This window comes from Halopseudomonas aestusnigri (assembly GCF_002197985.1).
GTDB classification, from domain to species: domain Bacteria; phylum Pseudomonadota; class Gammaproteobacteria; order Pseudomonadales; family Pseudomonadaceae; genus Halopseudomonas; species Halopseudomonas aestusnigri.
Genome location: NZ_NBYK01000001.1, coordinates 408626 through 425980 on the forward strand (window position 1 = coordinate 408626; position 17355 = coordinate 425980).

17 protein-coding genes and 1 riboswitch are annotated in these 17355 nt (G+C 62.8%); of the genes, 4 read left to right on the top strand and 13 right to left on the bottom strand.

Annotated elements, in window-relative coordinates; translation table 11 throughout:
* Window position 1: 1 nt before the first annotated feature.
* The 8 genes from B7O88_RS01955 to B7O88_RS01990 all read right to left on the bottom strand — a co-directional run bounded on the left by B7O88_RS01955 (window position 2) and on the right by B7O88_RS01990 (window position 5949).
* A complete protein-coding gene (locus B7O88_RS01955; RefSeq protein ID WP_088273505.1) occupies window positions 2-625 on the bottom strand; it encodes a pseudouridine synthase in 624 nt (207 codons plus the stop codon).
* A 21-nt stretch (window positions 626-646) separates the two neighbouring features.
* Window positions 647-1093 (bottom strand): PaaI family thioesterase, encoded by a 447-nt coding sequence (locus B7O88_RS01960; RefSeq protein WP_088273506.1) that lies wholly within the window; start codon window positions 1091-1093, stop codon window positions 647-649.
* A gap of 10 nt (window positions 1094-1103) precedes the next feature.
* A complete protein-coding gene (locus tag B7O88_RS01965; protein WP_088273507.1) occupies window positions 1104-2756 on the bottom strand; it encodes an acyl-CoA dehydrogenase family protein in 1653 nt (550 codons plus the stop codon).
* Complete coding sequence (locus tag B7O88_RS01970; protein WP_088273508.1) at window positions 2753-3391, bottom strand: TetR/AcrR family transcriptional regulator; 639 nt, start codon at window positions 3389-3391, stop codon at window positions 2753-2755. The genes B7O88_RS01965 and B7O88_RS01970 overlap by 4 nt, the downstream gene beginning before the upstream one ends.
* Window positions 3392-3485: 94 nt before the next feature.
* Entirely contained in the window at window positions 3486-3656 is a 171-nt protein-coding gene (locus B7O88_RS01975) for a DUF2788 domain-containing protein (protein ID WP_088273917.1), read from the bottom strand.
* Window positions 3657-3759: 103 nt separating this feature from the next.
* The gene (locus B7O88_RS01980) at window positions 3760-4248 is read right to left on the bottom strand and encodes an Lrp/AsnC family transcriptional regulator (RefSeq protein WP_088273509.1); all 489 of its coding nucleotides are present in this window, start codon (window positions 4246-4248) and stop codon (window positions 3760-3762) included.
* A 403-nt stretch (window positions 4249-4651) separates the two neighbouring features.
* The gene (locus B7O88_RS01985; protein WP_235005703.1) at window positions 4652-5533 is read right to left on the bottom strand and encodes a cation diffusion facilitator family transporter; all 882 of its coding nucleotides are present in this window, start codon (window positions 5531-5533) and stop codon (window positions 4652-4654) included.
* Entirely contained in the window at window positions 5533-5949 is a 417-nt protein-coding gene (locus tag B7O88_RS01990; RefSeq protein WP_088273919.1) for a polyribonucleotide nucleotidyltransferase, read from the bottom strand. The genes B7O88_RS01985 and B7O88_RS01990 overlap by 1 nt, the downstream gene beginning before the upstream one ends.
* Window positions 5950-6064: 115 nt before the next feature.
* On the opposite strand from B7O88_RS01990, the gene hrpB reads away from it, so the two are divergent.
* From hrpB to B7O88_RS02005, 3 genes are all read left to right on the top strand, one after another.
* Window positions 6065-8602, top strand: a complete 2538-nt coding sequence (gene hrpB, locus B7O88_RS01995; RefSeq protein ID WP_088273510.1) for an ATP-dependent helicase HrpB — start codon at window positions 6065-6067, stop codon at window positions 8600-8602.
* A 64-nt stretch (window positions 8603-8666) separates the two neighbouring features.
* Window positions 8667-9686, top strand: coding sequence for a class I SAM-dependent methyltransferase (locus B7O88_RS02000; RefSeq protein WP_160003123.1), 1020 nt, complete (start codon window positions 8667-8669; stop codon window positions 9684-9686).
* Between the two features lie 26 nt (window positions 9687-9712).
* Window positions 9713-9897: riboswitch (yybP-ykoY riboswitch) on the top strand.
* 25 nt (window positions 9898-9922) lie between these two features.
* Window positions 9923-10510 carry a TMEM165/GDT1 family protein gene (locus B7O88_RS02005; protein ID WP_088273512.1) on the top strand — a complete coding sequence of 196 codons (588 nt, stop codon included), beginning with the start codon at window positions 9923-9925 and terminating at the stop codon, window positions 10508-10510.
* Window position 10511: 1 nt separating this feature from the next.
* Here B7O88_RS02005 and B7O88_RS02010 read toward each other — a convergent pair whose 3' ends face one another.
* Complete coding sequence (locus B7O88_RS02010; protein WP_088273513.1) at window positions 10512-11453, bottom strand: GGDEF domain-containing protein; 942 nt, start codon at window positions 11451-11453, stop codon at window positions 10512-10514.
* 50 nt (window positions 11454-11503) lie between these two features.
* Window positions 11504-12847 carry a beta/alpha barrel domain-containing protein gene (locus B7O88_RS02015; protein WP_088273514.1) on the bottom strand — a complete coding sequence of 448 codons (1344 nt, stop codon included), beginning with the start codon at window positions 12845-12847 and terminating at the stop codon, window positions 11504-11506.
* Between the two features lie 170 nt (window positions 12848-13017).
* On the opposite strand from B7O88_RS02015, the gene B7O88_RS02020 reads away from it, so the two are divergent.
* Entirely contained in the window at window positions 13018-14280 is a 1263-nt protein-coding gene (locus B7O88_RS02020; RefSeq protein ID WP_412779049.1) for an ABC transporter substrate-binding protein, read from the top strand.
* A 7-nt stretch (window positions 14281-14287) separates the two neighbouring features.
* Here the strand turns inward: B7O88_RS02020 and B7O88_RS02025 are convergent, their stop codons facing one another.
* From B7O88_RS02025 to B7O88_RS02035, 3 genes are read right to left on the bottom strand one after another with little or no spacing between them, the layout of a single operon-like run.
* Window positions 14288-15379 carry an ArsA family ATPase gene (locus B7O88_RS02025; protein ID WP_200818400.1) on the bottom strand — a complete coding sequence of 364 codons (1092 nt, stop codon included), beginning with the start codon at window positions 15377-15379 and terminating at the stop codon, window positions 14288-14290.
* Window positions 15322-15603 carry a cory-CC-star protein gene (locus B7O88_RS02030; protein ID WP_088273516.1) on the bottom strand — a complete coding sequence of 94 codons (282 nt, stop codon included), beginning with the start codon at window positions 15601-15603 and terminating at the stop codon, window positions 15322-15324. Before B7O88_RS02030 ends, B7O88_RS02025 begins: the two co-directional genes overlap by 58 nt.
* Window positions 15593-17278 (bottom strand): carbon starvation CstA family protein, encoded by a 1686-nt coding sequence (locus B7O88_RS02035; RefSeq protein WP_088273517.1) that lies wholly within the window; start codon window positions 17276-17278, stop codon window positions 15593-15595. Before B7O88_RS02035 ends, B7O88_RS02030 begins: the two co-directional genes overlap by 11 nt.
* Between the last annotated feature and the right edge of the window lie 77 nt (window positions 17279-17355).

Consider the following 17355-nt stretch of genomic DNA (forward strand, 5'->3'; position numbering starts at 1 on the left):
TTCAGCCGGTGCTTGGCAGTTCACGCCACTGCCCCGGCTGCAGATCGCCGAGGGTCCAGTCACCGATGCGCACGCGCACCAGGCGCAGCGTGGGTAGCCCGACCGCTGCGGTCATGCGCCGGACCTGGCGGTTGCGGCCTTCGCGGATGGTGATCGCCAGCCAGCTGGTTGGCACGCTCTTGCGAAAGCGTACCGGAGGGTTGCGCGGCCACAGGGCGGGTTCATCAATCTGCTCCACCTCGGCCGGGCGAGTGGGGCCGTCGTTCAGCTCAGGTCCGGCGCGCAGCTGCGCCAACTGCTCCTCGCTGGGTTCGCCTTCCACCTGTACCCAGTAGGTCTTCGGCAGCTTGTGCTTCGGATCGGTGATGCGTGCCTGCAGGCGGCCGTCGTTGGTCAGCAGCAGCAGGCCTTCGCTGTCGCGGTCCAGCCGCCCGGCAGGATAGACGCCGGGAGTCTTGATGAAGTCGGCCAGTGTCGCCCGATCGTCACCGTCGGTGAACTGGGTCAGCACATCGAACGGCTTGTTCAACGCGATCAATTTTGGGTTGGCCGGCCGCGCCGCCGGCCTGCGGCGCGGCTTGCCGGGTGGTCGCGGGCGGTTCGATGGACGTGGGCGTTGGTTCATCTGCGGCTATCCTGGGCTGGGTCAGCGCGGCAGTGTAGCGGCAACCGGCAGCACCGCAAGGGTGACAGTCGTTTTGCTGAACAGCCGCTTTTCCCCGTTCTGCAAGGCAAACACCTCGGCCTCTGCGACACAGATCTGCTTGCCCGGTTTCAGTATCTCGGCGCGGCACAGCAGCGTTTCGCATTGCGCCGGACGCAGCAGGTTGACCTTGAACTCGATGGTCAGCAGGCTGAAGTTATCTTCCAGCAGCGTTGCCGCCGCAGCACCGGCGGTGTGGTCGGCCAGGGTACTTTGCACCCCGGCGTGAACAAAACCGCCCTGCTGGAAGTGCCTTGGCAGAATCGGCAGCTCTGCTTCTACCCAGCCCGGGCCACAGGCGGTGGGGCGAATACCGAGATCAGCGATGAAGTTGGCCCGTTTGAAGCCGGCATCTACCCGCGCCTGGATAATACTCTGGTCGATTGGCATGGTCGATTCCTCACAGGCCGGATGGGGTTGACCGGGCAACCAGCGCCTCAACATCGATGCCGCGTGGCAGCGTGCCGTAGGCTTGGCCATGCTCACCCAGACGGCTGGCGATAAAGGCGTCGGATACGGTGCTGTTGCCTGCTTCGAGCAACAGTTTGGCCTGCAGCGCAATGGCGACGTCTTCGGTCAGCTGGCGGGCGCGGTACTGAATGTCGTCGGTATCGGCAAACTGCTGCTTGATCCGCTCGATGCGCAGCCTGAGCGCGCTGGAGCCGTGACCGTCACCCAGTTCGGCGAACAGCGCATCGAGCACACCCGGCTCCTTCGACAGCGCGCGCAGTACGTCCAGACACTGCACGTTGCCCGAACCTTCCCAGATCGAGTTGACCGGCGCTTCGCGGTACAGGCGCGGCAGAATGGTTTCTTCAACGTAACCGGCGCCGCCCAGGCATTCCTGCGCTTCGTTGATCATTCCCGGCGCGCGTTTGCAGATCCAGTATTTGCCGATGGCGGTGACCAGGCGGGCGAACTTGTCCTCCTGCGCATCGTGGGCGTTGTCGATGGCTTTGCCCATGCGCATGGTGAGGGCCAGCGCGGCCTCGCTTTCCAGCGCCAGATCGGCCAGCACGTTCTGCATCAGCGGCTGCTCGTTCAGCACCCGGGTGCCTACCGTGCGATGGGCACAGTGGTGCGCGGCCTGGGTCAGCGCCTGACGCATCAGCGAGCTGGAGCCGATCATGCAGTCGAAGCGGGTCAGCGAGACCATCTCGATGATGGTCGGTACGCCGCGGCCTTCCGGGCCAATCATCCAGGCCAATGCACCGCGATATTCGACTTCACTGGAGGCGTTGGCCCAGTTGCCGAGCTTGTTCTTCAGGCGCTGCACGTAAAATTCGTTGCGACTGCCGTCCGGGCGGTGGCGCGGCAGCAGGAAGCAGCTCAGGCCCTTGTCGGTATAGGCCAGAGTGAGGAAGGCGTCGCACATCGGCGCCGAGCAGAACCACTTGTGGCCTACCAGTTCGTAGGCCTGGCCCGGGCCGCCGACGCCGACCGGGTAGGCGCGGGTGGTGTTGGCGCGCACATCGGTACCGCCCTGTTTCTCGGTCATGGCCATGCCGATGGTGGCGCCGGTCTTCTGTGCAATCGGCAGGTTGCGCGGGTCGTACTGGCCGGACAGGATCTTCGGCAGCCAGACCTCGGCGACGTCCGGCTGCAGGCGCAGCGCAGGCACGCAGGCAAAGCTCATGGTCATTGGGCAGCTGGTACCGGCTTCGGCCTGGTTGTGCAGGTACATGGTCGCGGCGCGGGCGACCTGGGCGCCGGGGCGCGGGTCATTCCAGGGTGCGCTGGTAATCCCGGCCTTGATGCCGGCGGCCATCAGTTCGTGATAGGCAGGATGAAAGTCGACCATGTCCACGCGGTGGCCGTAGCGGTCGTGGCTCCTGAATACCGGCTTGTTCTCGTTGGCGAGGAAGCCCGCTTCCATCAAGGCGCCACCGGCCAGCTGGCCGTAGGTGCTGAGCTGCTCGTCTGCCCAGCCGCCGTCGTAGCGGCGCACCCATTCCTGCAGCGGCAGGTCGCTGCGGTACAGGTTGAGGCCTTCCAGCGGTGGCACTTGATTGGTGACTTCATGGGTTTCGGCATACTGATGCAACTGACTCATGGGACCTCCTTGGCGTTGATGGCGCGCAGACAGAAACGAACAATGGCGAGGGTGACGGCTTCCAGCGTCTCGCTGGGCAGGCCGCTTTCGCGGTCTGCTCGGGCCTGGGGCGACAACGGGCCGACCAGTGATTCGGCAACTGCGCCAACCACGCAGGCGGATGTGAGGGGGATGTTCTCGACCTGAAAACTGCCATCGGCTATGCCTTCGGCAATCAGTTCGCTGTACAGGTTAGCGTAGGCCTGACGGTAGTAAAGGCGCTGGGTTTCGACCTCTTCTTCAGCAGGTTCGGCGATCAGTGCGTAGGCGAGTTGGCGGCTGTGCCAGGCGCGGGCGGCAAACTGGGTGAGGCCATTGCGCAGGCGATCAACGGCGCGACCGGGGGCCTGGAATTGTTGCTTGAGGGTGTCGAGTTCCAGGCGAGTTGCCTTGACAAAGACGCTGGCAGCCATATCGCCTTTGCCGGCGAAGTGGCGGTATAGGCTGCCGGTGGCGACGCCTGCGCTGCGTGCCAGCGTACTCATTGTCAGTGACGAGAAGCCTCCATCGGCGACCTGCTGTACGGCACAATCAAGAATATGTTCGCGCAGTACCTGATCGCGCTCGATGCGGCTGGCGGTGGTGCGGTAGGCCATACTCTGAATCCTTATTCACTTCTTGTTTGCGTAGTGAATCAGGATTCAGATGTTGGGGCAGCGGGGATAATGGTCAGATGAGCGGCTGAATCGGTCAGTGCTCCAGCACCATGATCATCACTTCCTTGACGATAAAGGCAAACACGCCCAGGCCGAGAGCGAAGAACAGCACTGCGGTGCCGTAGCGTCCGGCTTTGGACTCCTTGGCCAGATCCCAGACGATAAAACCCATGAAGGCAACCAGGCCAAATATCATCAGCGGCATGGCAATGGTTTCGAACTGTTCGTAGGTCACGAGCGGCTCCGTTGAGAAAAAGGTGGGGCCGCAGTATACCGGCTAGTCGATCTGCCTGCCCGTCGGGTTCTGGCTAGTTCAGACCCAGATGTTTCAGCGGCAGTTCGGTGCTGGCGATGATCTGATTCAGTACAAAGCTGGAGCGGACGCTGGAAACCCCCTCGATACGGGTCAGCGTACCCAGCAGCAGTTGCTGGTAGTGCTCCATGTCCGGGACGACGACGCGCAGGTGGTAGTCGGCGTCCATTCCGGTCACCAGGCAACAGTCCAGCACTTCAGGGCACTGGCTGATGACTTTCTCGAAACCGGCGAAGCGCTCCGGGGTGTGGCGGTCCATGCCAATCATCACGAAGGCTGTCAGCTTGAGGTCGAGCTTGGCCGGATCCAGCAGCGCTACCTGGCGCCGAATCAGTCCGCTTTCTTCCAGCGCTTTCACCCGGCGCGAACAGGGCGAAGGCGACAGGCCAATCCGTTCTGCCAGCTCCTGGTTGCTGATGCGGGCATCGTGCTGCAGGGCGGCGAGAATCTTCAGATCATAGCGATCCAGGTCGAGATTATTCATGGCGATTTTCTCAATTGCGCGTTTTTATGTATTTTTAGTTAATTATTGCTGATGTCGCAAGATTATGTGCAAAAACAGGTAATTTATTTCCCGAAGATAGGGATATTATTTTCACCAGATTCAGCCGAAGCCGATCGTCCAGACCGCTTCGTCCACAAGGCGAAACGGGGCCACAGCATCCAGAAGGTGTGAGGCCAGTCGGTTACCCAGCCCACGAGGCACGGGAGCAAAGGCATCATCCCAAGAGGATGGAGGAGGACGTAAAAAGGCGAGCTGCCCTGCAGGCAGCTCGCCTTTTTTTGTTTGCAGTCTGAAGGCTGCGGGCTTGTCCATAGATCAGCCGCTTGCTCAAACTTATGGCTTCCAGCTTCCAGCTTCCAGCTTCCAGCTTCCAGCTGGTGGTCTACGCCGGATCCTTGTGAACCAGCACGTCGGCCTGCGGGAAGCGCTCGACAATTGCCAGCCGAACCTGCTCGCCACGCGCGTGGGCGTCGGCCAGAGTCAGAGTAGCGGGTAACTCAAGATGCAGCTGCATGAACCAGTGCTGGCCGGACTCGCGGGTGCGCAGCTCGTGTACGTCGATGACGTCCGGCACCGCTCGGGCAATGCGCAGGGCCTCGGCGCGCACTTCGTCCGGCAGCTCGTGGTCCATCAGAATCTGAATCGCATCCAGTCCGATACGTACCGCGCCGTAGCCAATGAAGAGCGCAATGCCCAGACCAAATAGCGCGTCGGCCCGCTGAATGCCGAACTGGGCCAGCAGCAGCGCAACGATGATGCTCAGATTCAGCAGCAGGTCAGACTTGTAGTGCAGTGAGTCGGCACCAACGGCGGTGGAGTTGGTGCGGGCGATAACGTGCTTCTGGATCGCGAGCAGTGCAAGGGTTGCGATGATCGAAAAGACCATGACGGCAATGCCGGCCCAGGCGGCTTCCAGCGGTTCGGGGTGAAGCAGGCGGTTGATGCCCTGCAGCAACACCAGCACGGCCGAGCCGGTGATGAAGGCCGACTGTGCCAGGCCCGCCAGCGCCTCGGCCTTGCCGTGGCCGAAACGGTGTTCCTTGTCGGCGGGTTTGAGCGCATAGGCCACCGCAAACAGGTTGATGGTCGACGCCGCGGCGTCCATCAGTGAGTCGATCAGGCCGGCCAGCAGGCTGACTGAGCCGGTGGTCAGCCAAACGGTAGCCTTCAGCGCGATCAGCACCAGCGCCACGCCGACCGAGGCGCGGGTAGCCAGTCGCAGCAGCCGGGCGCGCTCTTCTCCCATTGCGTGCGGTTTGCTCATCAGCCACGCCCCGTCAGTTGCAACTTTGCCAACTGAGTGGTTGAGTCGGCCTTGATCTGGCGGGCCTGTGCCAGCGGCAAGTCCTTCCCCAGCTCTTGCTTGAGAATGTGCTGCAGCGCGGCGGTATCGACCCGGCCATCAGCATCGACTGCCTGCTGCAATGTCTCTGGTGCCACGCTGTATTTGCCGCCCGGCAGATAAATGGCGCCGGTGGTGAAGTCGATGCCGAAGGCGATAAGCCCCGGGATGATAAAAATCAGCAGGCCAATACCATTGAGAATGGCCACGCCTGGGTCAATCTGGCCGCTTATCTGGCCTCGGCGCTCGGGGTAGAAGATGGTGCCGCAGGCACTGAGTTGTGTGATCAGTGCGCCGCAGAGGATGGCGGCAGACAGCGATTTGAGACGGCTATTCACGGAGCAGGACTCACGATAGAGGGTTGAACCAGCCGCACTAGCATAGCGGTCGCCCGGAGTGACGGAAAGCCCGAGCTCGCTATAATGCCGGCTCATCTCAATCAGCTCAGGCGCCATGAACGATCTGCCCGTCTCCCGGATTTTGCCCGAACTCAAACAGGCCCTTGCCGGCCAGCATTCGGTCGTCCTGCAGGCGCCGCCCGGTGCCGGTAAGACCTCACTGGTGCCGCTGGCGCTGCTTGAGTGCGGCTGGCTGGCCGGGCAGAAGATCATCATGCTGGAGCCGCGTCGGCTGGCGGCCAGAGCGGCTGCCGAGCGACTGGCCGAGCTGCTGGGTGAGCCGGTGGGGCAGACGGTAGGCTATCGCATCCGGCTGGAAAGCAAGGTCAGCGCGGCGACACGCTTAGAGGTGGTCACCGAAGGGATTCTGCAGCGGATGTTGCAGGACGATCCGGAGCTGCCAGGCGTTGGCGTGGTGATCTTCGACGAGTTCCACGAGCGCAGCCTGGATGCCGATCTGGGGTTGGCTCTCTGTGTGCAGACCCAGCAATACCTGCGCGACGATCCGCCGCTGCGCCTGCTGGTCATGTCGGCGACGCTCGACGCCGAGGGCGTCAGCCGCCTGTTGGACGACGCGCCGATCATCACCAGTCAGGGCCGTCAGTATCCGGTGGACATTCGTTACGGCGCACCGGCAACCCTGGGACGCTCGAATGATGCCGAGGTGGTACAGACCGTGCTGCGCGCGCTGGACGACGAGCGCGGCAGCGTGCTGGTGTTTCTGCCGGGCATGGCCGAGATCCGCCGGGTGCTGGCGCGGCTGGAGGAGGTGCTGGGCGGCCAGACGAACGTGCTGCTTACTCCGCTGTTTGGCGATCTGGATCTGGCGGCCCAGCGCCGCGCGATTGCGCCGGCTCCTGCGGGCAAGCGCAAAATCGTGCTGGCGACCGCCATCGCCGAGACCAGTCTGACCATCGAGGGCATTAGCGTGGTGGTGGATGCCGGCCTGTCCCGTGAGGCGGCGTTTGATCCGCTGTCGGGCATGAGCGCATTGCAGACCCGTCGAGTATCGCGCGCCGCTGCCGAGCAGCGCGCCGGCCGTGCCGGCCGTCTGGAACCCGGTGTCTGCTACCGGCTGTGGTCTGCCCAGCAGCACGAGCAGCTGGCGGCGCAGCGTGATGCCGAGATGCTGCAGGCGGATCTCGCCCCACTGGCGCTGCAGCTGGCGCAGTGGGGCGTACAACAGCCTGATGAACTGGTCTGGCTGGATCCGCCCCCGGCTGCTGCACTGGAGCAGGGGCGTGAGCTGCTGGAACGGCTCGGTGCCTTGCAGCGCGACGGTGCCAACTGGCAGTTGACTGACCACGGGCGGGTGCTGGCTGGCTTGCCGATGCATCCACGGCTAGCGCATATGCTGGTTGAAGGGCGGCGGCTTGGCCTGGCTGAGCTGGCAGCGCGTATTGCTGCGGTGATTGATGAGCGCGACCTGCTGCGCCGCGCCGACAACGCCGATCTCAGTGCGCGGCTGGCACTGTTCGATGATCCGCGGGGTGCCGATGTTGATCGCGCGGCGCTGCAACGCGCCAAGCGGCTGGTTGACCAATGGACGCGACTGTCGAATCGGCTGCCGGCCAGCGACCGGGTCAGCGACCCGCAGCATGATGACTGGCACGGCGTGCTGCTGGCGCTGGCCTACCCGGATCGCATCGCTCAGCGACGTGGCGCGGCCGGCTCCGACTATCGTCTGGCCAATGGCCGTTCAGCCGGGTTTGCCGAGGTCGACCGACTGCAGCAATCGGCGTGGTTGGCGGTGGCGGCTTTGGGCGGGCAGGGCGGTCAGCGTCAGGCGCGGATTTTTGTGGCTGCCGAGCTTAATATGGAGCGCCTGCTGGCGGTTGAACCGGCGCTGCTGAGTGAGCGCGACACCCTGGAGTGGGATAGCCGCAGTGAAACCCTGCTGGCCGAGCGGCAGCAGCGCATTGGCGAGCTGATCTGGCAGCGCAAGGCGCTGCCGCAGGTGGCACCGGAACTACGCCAGCGCGCACTCTGTGATGTGGTACGGCGCCAGGGTATCAATCTGCTGCCGTGGAAGCCGGAGCAGCGGCAATGGCAGGCGCGGGTGCAGTTGCTGCGTGAGCTGGATCTGGCGAAGGGCAATGATAGCCGCTGGCCGGACCTGTCGGATGAGGCCTTGCTCGCTACCCTGGAAGACTGGCTGGCGCCTTATCTGGACAAGGTCAACCGGCTCGCGCATTTCGCCAACCTGGAGCTGGGCAATATTCTCGCCGGGCTGCTGCCCTGGCCATTGCCAAAGGAACTGGACGAGCAGGCGCCGACCCACTGGACGGTGCCGACCGGCTCACGGATGCGTATCGACTACAGCGAGACGCCGCCGGTGCTTGCGGTGCGTCTGCAGGAGATGTTCGGCAGTGCCGATACTCCGCGTATCGCCGGCGGTCGGCAGGCGCTCAAATTGCATCTGCTGTCGCCGGCCCAACGCCCGGTGCAGGTGACCCAGGATCTGGCCGGCTTCTGGCAGGGCAGTTATGCCGAGGTGAAGAAAGACATGAAGGGCCGCTACCCCAAGCACTACTGGCCGGATGACCCGTTACAGGCCGAGCCAACCCGCCGGGCCAAGCCGCGCGGTACTTGAGCCGCGCACTAAATCAGCACATCCCTTACAATGCGCCCCTTTGCACCAGTCAGCGGAGAGCCCGATGGACAATACCAGCCAGATACTTGAGCGCAGCGCCGAGCTGTTCAGCGGTCAGCGCCTGCTGCTGGTCAATCCGCCGGCGGACGGCCTGACCCGCAGCCTGTCGGCCGACTGGACACTCTGGTGCTGGGACTACGCCAGCAGCCGCGGATTGGCTGGCGCGCTGCCGGAAGAGCGGCTGGTGTTCTCTCACCTGTGTCCGCAGGTCGATGATCTGGATGCTGCGATTCTGGTCATGCCCAAGGCGATCGAGCGCGCCGAGTATGCGCTGGCGCAGATGGTGCCGTTGCTGGCGCAGGGCAAGCCGGTCTATCTGGTTGGCGAAAAGAAGGGCGGCATTACCCGGGCGGAAAAACTGCTGGGCCGCTATGGAGCGCATCCGGAGAAACTTGATTCGGCGCGGCATTGTCAGCTCTGGCGGGTGATCGTCGATCAGCCGGTTGCGCCATTCCTGCTGGAAGACTGGCGGCAGCAGTACGAGTTGAGGTTTGACGATCAGCCGCTGCAACTGGTCAGCCTGCCGGGTGTGTTCAGTCATGGCCGGCTGGACGAGGGCAGCGAGCTGTTGCTGGCCGAGCAGCGGCCGCTGCCGGCCGGCCGGGTGCTGGATTTTGGCTGTGGCTCCGGCGTGCTGTCGCTGGTCATGGCGCGGCGTAACCCGGGTTGCCGGTTTGAACTGGTCGATATCGATGCGCTAGCCATTTACTGCGCGCGGCAGTCGCTGGCGCTCAACGGTGTCGAGGCCGAGGTGCATGCCTCTGACGGGCTGAGTGACGTGCACGGCCGCTTTTCCGCGGTTATCAGCAACCCGCCGTTTCATACCGGTATCCGTCAGGACACCAGCATCGCCGAACGCTTCTTCGAGCAGGTGACCCGTAACCTGCAGCCGGGAGGAGAGTTGCGCATCGTTGCCAACGGCTTTTTGCGTTACCCGCCGCTGATCGAGGAGCACATTGGGCCCTGTCAGGTGTTGCGTGAGAACAACCGGTTCAAGGTCTACTCGGCGGTCGCGCCGGGTTGATTCAGCCGGCCTTTGCCGTTATATTTGCGCCCGTCTTAGGGGAGTAGCCTCTGCGCAAGCGCCTGCTTGCACCGGCAAACGTCAACATAATTGATCCGCAGATCATGGCGTTTGCGACCCTCCACCGCTCAATGCGGTATCGGGTTTGACGAGACCTTTGACACGCGACCACCAGCCGAGGGCGGGGGTAGTCGTGTGTCAATGGAACCGTAATCCCGCCCTCCTTTGGAAACTCCGTGGAAGCTTTTTTCGTATCGAGCGGGATCGTCACGCTGGCTGAGATCGGCGACAAGACCCAACTGCTGGCACTGCTGCTGGCGGCGCGTTTTCGCCGGCCGTGGCCAATCATCTGGGGCATTCTGGTGGCGACTGTGGCCAATCACGCGATGGCCGGTGCCATCGGCCAACTGGTTGCCGACTACCTGAACGACACCTGGCAGCACGCGATTCTTGCTGTGTCGTTTCTGGCGGTTGCCGCCTGGACGTTGATTCCCGACAAACTGGATGAAGACGACGCGCCACCGGTTGGGCGTTATGGCGCGTTTGTTGCGACCGTCATTGCTTTCTTCCTCGCGGAGATGGGTGACAAGACCCAGATCGCAACGGTGGTGCTGGCTGCGCAATTCGATGCCTACGTCTGGGTAGTTCTGGGCACGACCGTTGGCATGCTGCTGGCCAACGTACCGGTGGTGATTTTGGGTAATGTCGCGGCAGAGCGCCTGCCGCTGACCCTGATCCGCCGCATTACCGCCCTGGCCTTCCTGCTGCTGGGGTTGTACTCGGCGTGGCTGCTGGTGCAGCCGATGCTGACAACGGCGGGCTGAGTCAGGCGCCGTTGACGATACGGTTGCGGCCCTGCTGCTTGGCCTGATACAGGCTGCGATCCACGGCGTCGAGGAAGGCCCGTGGGTCGTCATGCTGACCAGGCAGAATGGTGCCAATGCCCATACTGACAGTCAGAATCTGGCCCGCCTCCGAGTTGGCGTGGGGAATCTGCTCCTTGAAAATCAGCGAGCGGCAACGCTCTGCCACGCGCTCGGCAGCCTTGGCGTCGGTCTCCGGCAGTACCAGTACGAACTCTTCACCGCCGTAGCGGGCAAAGAAATCGCGCGAACGTGCTGCGGCGCCACTCAATGCCTGGGCAACCCGTTTAAGGCAGTCGTCGCCGCTGATATGACCGTAGTGGTCGTTGTACTGCTTGAAGTAGTCGATATCGAGCAGAATGACCGACAGCGGCTGGCCGTTGCGCCGGGCATTGGTCCATTCCAGCTGCAGAATGGAGTCGAACATGCGACGATTGGCGGCGCCGGTCAGGCCATCCTTGAAAGACAGCTCCTCCAGTTCCTTTTGCAGGGTTTTCAGGCGTTCTTCGGTTTTCTTGCGCTCGCTGATGTCGAACATGAAGCCGATGAGGGCCTCAACCTCGCCATCCTCGTCACGTACTACATGAACCACGTCGCGAATCCACACGTACTCACCGTCGGCAGTGAGTGCACGGTAGTCGGCTTCGTGATCGGTTCCGGCCTGGGACTGGGAGATGCAGAAGTTCACTACCCACTCGCGGTCCTCCGGATGCATGCGGTTGGCCCAGTCGTCGGCGCTGATCCAGCTGTCCTGTGTCCAGCCCAGCAGGTGTTCTATCTGCGGGCCGATGTAGGCGAAGGTCATGGTCTTCCAGTCGATCTTCCAGGGAATGGCCTTGGTTGATTCGAGCAGCGTCTTATAGACCGCGCTGTCGTGGGCTATCTCGGTGGCGATGTCGCTCATACCCGTATCCTGTTGACGTTTTTTTGTTCAGTGCTGAATGTAAGCATGCTTCATGCCAGTTGGCCATCACTTGGCGTTACCCCTGATGACGTATTGCCTGCAGTCTGCCGTGCGCGCTGATACAGCGTCAGCAGCTTGGCCGGCTGGTCATATACGATGCGCTGGCCGGAGCGCAAGTCGCGGCGCATCAGCCGGATCATTTGCTCCAGAACAGGCTGGGCGAAGCTGTCGGCAGGCTGTCCGGTGACCTCTGCCAGGCGCCCGGCAATCACGGGTGCATCGCTGACAACCGGGCAGATGCGGTAACCATAGCTGCCACCGATGGCCTGGGGAACCAGATCCATGAAGCGGTCTGGACGTTGGCGGAAGAAGCTAAGCGGCAGCCGGTAGGCGTTATTGCCGAGAATTGGCAGGTCGTCAGGTATCGCTTCCTCTTCGTCCAGTACCTGCAGGCGGGTCGCCAGCGGCAGCAGCCGGTCGAGCCGGTAGGTAGATGCCATGTGCCGATTGCCGACCCGAACCAGATTCGCAATCAGTTCCCCCAGAGACGCATGGCCGATAATGGCTGCACGTTTGGGTAGCCCGCCCCAGGCGCCGTCTGCCCCGTTGAGCAGGGCCTCGATGACGGAGGCGTTCTCGACGCCTGCGCCGGCATGAATATGCACCAGCAACTTGAGTGGCGCAGGCAGACAGCGGCGAGCGACGGCGACAAAGGCGCCAACCTGGAACGGCAGGTAGGTGCCTCGATCATCTTCCATGCTCAGCCCGAAGATCGGCTGCTGTGCCAGCAACTGCAGTATCTCGATGGTTTCCTCCGGATTCTGGATGAAGGCATCGCAGCCATCGACGACGTTGATCATGATCCTGGGGGCGCCGCCGTCATCGCCACTGATGTTCTGCCGCAGCCAGGCGATGCTGGCGGGAATGCTGCGGCGCAGGGTAGCAAAGTCGTATTGGCCGGCCATGCCGTCCCGGCTCAGGTAGATCTCGTGCAGCGTATTGGGCACGCGGTAGTCGCGCAACTTGAGCATCGACGGCGAGGGCATGAATTCACCGATGTCGTTTACCAGCCCGAGATCGGTAAAGGCGTAGCAGCCGGTCATGTCGACCTGATGGTCGCGCAGGTAGATCATAAAGTCGTCGTCGACTTCCAGCTCGTCGGGCATGGCGTAGTCGAGGGTGCCCAGCAGAATGTTGCGAAAACCGAATTCGCGCAGCTTTGGCAGGATCGCCAGCTTGTCCTGCAGCGTCTGACCAACCCGGGCGCCAACCGGATTCTCGCGCAGCGACAGGTCGATAAAGAACGGATCAATAGAGCACAAGCGGTCAATCTTGTTCTGCGCACCAGCCAAAATGGCGCGGGCGTCGGCAAGCAGCTGATTGTCTGACATCATGGTGTGACCTTCCATGCTGGTCAAAAAACACTCTGTATAGCATTGTGCTGCCTGGTCAGCCAGTGTTCAGATGTATACAGGTGCGACCAAAGGACACTGCCGGGATGTCATCTTGCTGTGGAATGATGCGGCGTTTTGCGGAGTTTCTCGCTGATTCAAGGACGCCTCTCATGACCACTTATCTTATTTCACCCGTACGTTGCTGCCTGGCTGGTCTTGCCATGCTCTGGGTCGGCCTTGCCGGCGCGGCCGAGCCGATTGCCATTGGCCTTAATCTGCCACGCACCGGCCAGTATGCCCAGGAGGGCTTGATGCAGATGCGCGGCGCAATGCTCGCGCTGGACGAGATTAATCAGGCCGGCGGGGTACTGGGACGTCCACTGGAGCTGCTGGAGCGCGACAGTGCGTCCAATCCCGAGCGGGCTGTGCGCAATGTTGACGAACTGGCCGATGCCGGTGCGCGCATGCTGTTTGGCGGTGCCAGCAGCGCCGTGGCCATTGCCGCAGGCAAGCGCGCCCGCGATCGTGGCCTGCTGTATTTCGGCACACTGACCTATTCCAACGACACCACTGGGCGCGATGGCCAGCGATACATGTTCCGCGAGAGCTACAACGCCTGGATGGCAGCGCGGGTACTGGCGGCACAATTGCAGGATCAGTACGCCGGCAAGCGCTACTACTACGTGACCGCGGACTACACCTGGGGCCACAGTACCGAGGAGTCGATGCGCCACTTTACCGGCACGGATGATTTGGCGGTGCACGGAGCTGTGCGGATACCGTTCCCGAATGCGTCGCTGCGTGAACTGCGCGAGGCGCTGCAGCAGGCCCGTGCTGCCGAGCCCGAGGTGCTGGTGCTGGTGCTCTTTGGTGATCAGATGGTCAAGGCGATGGGCCTGGTTCGTCAGCTCGGCTTCGAGAACGTGCAGGTGGTGGTACCCAATCTGACCCTGAGCATGGTCGAGCAGGCCGGGCCGTCAGTCATGGCCGGCGTGCTGGGTGCGGTGCCATGGACCTGGAATGTACCGCGCGAGTTCGGCTTTGAACGGGGTGAGCAATTTGTCAGTACCTTTGCCGAGCGCTATCAGACTTATCCTTCCAGCTCGGCCGCATCGGCTTACAGCATTGTCTACCAGTGGGCTGATGCGGTTGCGCGCAGCGGGTCGCTTGATAGCGAAGGGCTGATTCGTGCGCTGGAAGGGCACAGCTATCAACTGCTGAAGGATACCCAGACCTGGCGTGCATTCGACCATCAGAACCTGCAGACCGTCTACGCGGTCCGTATCAAGCCCCGTTCCGAGGTGATGGCTGATCCGCTGCGCCAGGATTACTTCCAGATCATCGGGCAACTCTCCGCTGAAGAGGCGGCGCAGACGCTGGAGCAGTGGCAGGCCGAGCGCAAGGCGGCCGGTCAGCCCCTGCGCTTGCGCTAAGCGACGCTCAAAACCCCTGTTGCTCCAGCAGTGTCGCCAGCTGCTGGAGAATCCCGATGCCCTGCACGTCGGTTTCAAGCCAGGGCAGTTGCGGACGCGGCAGGTGGCCAAGCTCGCCATCAATGCGCTGCAGGTAGCTGGCTTCCTGCAGCCGACGTTGTTGCAGGAAGTGGCCGTCGGCGTTGTCGGGTATGACCCGGTTGACCAGCGCCGCAGCGACCGGAATCTGCGCCTGCTGCAGACTCTCTACTGCCCGTACCGTCTCCAGAATCGGTAGCCGCTCGGCTGTCAGCACAAACAGAAAACCGCTGGTTGCTGGATCCTCCAACTGGCGGCGGGCCTGGTGAAACAGCCGCCTGCGGTTGCGCAGGGCTTCGGCAACGCTGCGGGTGCGCTGATCCAGACCGCTTAGCGGATCCTCGTTGGGGTCGTCAAACGGGCTATTGAGATCACGGCCGCTGCGCGGGGTCAGGTGCTGCAGCACCTTGCCCAGCTCGGCGGACTTGCGGTTGTGGCTGAGCAGGCCATCGGTCCAGGCGGCCATAGCCTCAGGCAGGGTGAGCAGGCGCAGGGTGTGCCCGGTCGGGGCAGTGTCGAAGATAATCAGGTCGTAGTCGTCCGGCGGTGCGGTGACCAGTCTGGCAATGCGCTCGAGCAGTGCCGCTTCCTGAGTGCCCGGTGAATGGCGGGTCAGCTGCATTTGCCGGGTGAGTTCAGTCAGCATCTCAGGTGCTGCCAGCTTGCGCATTTGCTCAATCACCCGCTGCAGGTGGGCGTCCACCTCGGCATCGGGGTCGATTTCCAGCGCGTCCAGATTGGGCAGCAGGCGTCTGGGGCGATCATCCAGCGGGCGGTCGAACACATCCCCCAGGCTGTGCGCCGGGTCAGTCGAGACGATCAGGCAGCGCTGCCCCCGGCTTGCCGCGAGTACGGCCAGTGCCGCGGCGACCGTGGTTTTGCCGACGCCGCCCTTGCCGCCAACCCACAGCAGGCGGCGTTGCAGCAGGTCAAGGTGGGTAGTGGAAATATTGACTCTCCCGGTCAGCAGCAGCGGAAATGGTCCAGCGGCGAGTGTTCCATACCCATGCGCCGGTGCCAGTCGTGGAAGCGTTCAAGCAGCAGCGGCTGCAGCTCCAGCGTGTAGTAGGAAGCCGGGTTGGGCACGCCCATCATCTCGCTGAACACCAGCAGCATGAACAGATCATCATGGTCACGCCGGCTGCGGGCAATCGCGCCCCGGTAGCGGGAGCTGTAGGCCTCTTCCAGGAAGAAGCGCGCCTGACTCAGCCAGGCGCGCCATTTCTCGCCACGGTCAGCGGCCATCGGCTTGCTCCGCTGCCGCCAGTGCCAAGTGCCGTTTCAGCGCCGCAGCGCACTCCAGCGCGACCAGAATGGCGGCAATCAGCACGACGATATCCAGCGCAAGCAGGAAGTAGTTCTGCTGGTCGTAGAAGGTCTTGAGCTGGATCACCAGCGCGGTCACCGTCATCACCAGCAGGAAGCACAGCGGCAGCAGGGTGTACCACATGGGGCGGCGGTAGTGCACCAGCATCACCGTAATCACCAGCAGGGTCAGGCCGGCGAGCAACTGGTTGGTGGTGCCGAACAGCGGCCAGATGATCATGCCGCCGGAGCCGTCCGCACCGCCAGCGCCGAAGGCCAGCAGCAGGCAACTGCCGATCGCCAGCAGGGTGGCGGGCAGCGGTTTCTTCATCCACTCCTGATGATAGATCTCGCCCCATTCCTGGAAGATATAGCGCTGCAGACGCAGCCCGGTGTCCATGGTAGTGCCAGCGAACAGTGCGGCCATTACGGTCAGCAGGGTGGCGGCGGTCACTTCGGGCAGGCCCAGACCGTTGTGGATGACGTAGGCGCCGCCCTGCACGAAGGCGGTGACGCCGCCCTGGCCAAAGGCGCTGTACATGGCTTTCCAGTCTGTCAGGCTGGCAAAGCCGGCACAGGCAACCAGAATCGCTGCCAGTGACAGGCAGCCTTCACCGATGGCACCGAAGTAGCCGACGAAGCGGGCGTCGGTTTCCTTGTCGAGCTGCTTGGACGTGGTGCCGGAAGACACCAGACCGTGGAAGCCCGAAATGGCGCCGCAGGCGATGGTGACAAACAGTAGCGGCACAATCGAGGGGGTGCCGGCAGGCACATCATCGTTGATCATCGGTGCGACCAGCGCCGGGTTCAGCAGCATGATTGCGCCGTACAGAATCAGCAGGCCGACGAACAACTGCAGGCCGTTGATGTAATCACGTGGTTGCAGCAGCATCCACACCGGCAGCACAGACGCGACGCCTGCGTAGAGGAACAGCAGCAGAATCCAGATGGCGTTGCCCGAGAGTCCCGCAATCTCGGCCGGCATCTGAATCGGCACCGACGGGCCGGCCCAGATCAGCGCGTAGAGCGCGACGACGCCAACTACCGATACTACCGGCAGGCTGATCATGCGGCGATAGATCAACTGGCCGACGATCAATGCGACGACAATCGCACCCCAGACTGGCAGTACGGCAGTCGGGAAGCTCATCATCAGCTTGGCGATGACCACCGCAAAGACGGCGTTGACCATCAGCAGCACCAGGAAAATCACGATCATGAAGATGCTGCGGGCACGCTTGCCCACTACGTCGCCGGTTAGCGAGCCGACCGATTTGGCCTTGTTGCGCACACTGGCCCAGACCGCGCCCATATCGTGGACGCCGGCGAAGAAAATGGTGCCCATCACCACCCAGATGAAAGCCGGAAGCCAGCCCCAGATGACTGCAATGGCCGGCCCGACGATGGGCGCGGCGCCGGCGACGGAGGTGAAATGGTGACCCCACAGCACAAAGCGGTTGGTCGGAACAAAGTCGATGCCATCCTCGAATTCGTGCGCTGGTGTACGAAAATCCGGGTCGAGGCGATAGATCCGGTTGGCAATGAAACGGGAGTAGATGAAGTACCCGAGGGTCATCAATCCCAGCCCGATCAGTAGCAAAATGGCTGCACTCATGCTGTGGCTCCAGTGTTATAAGTTTTGTCGGATAGCCTGTCGGAGCGTCTGCTCCGCCGCACTGCCTACTATAGCCC

What these genes read in the sequence shown, in the direction of transcription:
- B7O88_RS01955 (WP_088273505.1), bottom strand. Translation starts at nt 625, where the DNA reads ATGAACCAACGCCCACGTCCATCGAACCGCCCGCGACCACCCGGCAAG.
- B7O88_RS01960 (WP_088273506.1), bottom strand. Translation starts at nt 1,093, where the DNA reads ATGCCAATCGACCAGAGTATTATCCAGGCGCGGGTAGATGCCGGCTTC.
- B7O88_RS01965 (WP_088273507.1), bottom strand. Translation starts at nt 2,756, where the DNA reads ATGAGTCAGTTGCATCAGTATGCCGAAACCCATGAAGTCACCAATCAA.
- B7O88_RS01970 (WP_088273508.1), bottom strand. Translation starts at nt 3,391, where the DNA reads ATGGCCTACCGCACCACCGCCAGCCGCATCGAGCGCGATCAGGTACTG.
- B7O88_RS01975 (WP_088273917.1), bottom strand. Translation starts at nt 3,656, where the DNA reads ATGCCGCTGATGATATTTGGCCTGGTTGCCTTCATGGGTTTTATCGTC.
- B7O88_RS01980 (WP_088273509.1), bottom strand. Translation starts at nt 4,248, where the DNA reads ATGAATAATCTCGACCTGGATCGCTATGATCTGAAGATTCTCGCCGCC.
- B7O88_RS01985 (WP_235005703.1), bottom strand. Translation starts at nt 5,533, where the DNA reads ATGAGCAAACCGCACGCAATGGGAGAAGAGCGCGCCCGGCTGCTGCGA.
- hrpB (WP_088273510.1), top strand. Translation starts at nt 6,065, where the DNA reads ATGAACGATCTGCCCGTCTCCCGGATTTTGCCCGAACTCAAACAGGCC.
- B7O88_RS02000 (WP_160003123.1), top strand. Translation starts at nt 8,667, where the DNA reads ATGGACAATACCAGCCAGATACTTGAGCGCAGCGCCGAGCTGTTCAGC.
- B7O88_RS02010 (WP_088273513.1), bottom strand. Translation starts at nt 11,453, where the DNA reads ATGAGCGACATCGCCACCGAGATAGCCCACGACAGCGCGGTCTATAAG.
- B7O88_RS02015 (WP_088273514.1), bottom strand. Translation starts at nt 12,847, where the DNA reads ATGATGTCAGACAATCAGCTGCTTGCCGACGCCCGCGCCATTTTGGCT.
- B7O88_RS02020 (WP_412779049.1), top strand. Translation starts at nt 13,018, where the DNA reads ATGACCACTTATCTTATTTCACCCGTACGTTGCTGCCTGGCTGGTCTT.
- B7O88_RS02030 (WP_088273516.1), bottom strand. Translation starts at nt 15,603, where the DNA reads ATGGCCGCTGACCGTGGCGAGAAATGGCGCGCCTGGCTGAGTCAGGCG.
- B7O88_RS02035 (WP_088273517.1), bottom strand. Translation starts at nt 17,278, where the DNA reads ATGAGTGCAGCCATTTTGCTACTGATCGGGCTGGGATTGATGACCCTC.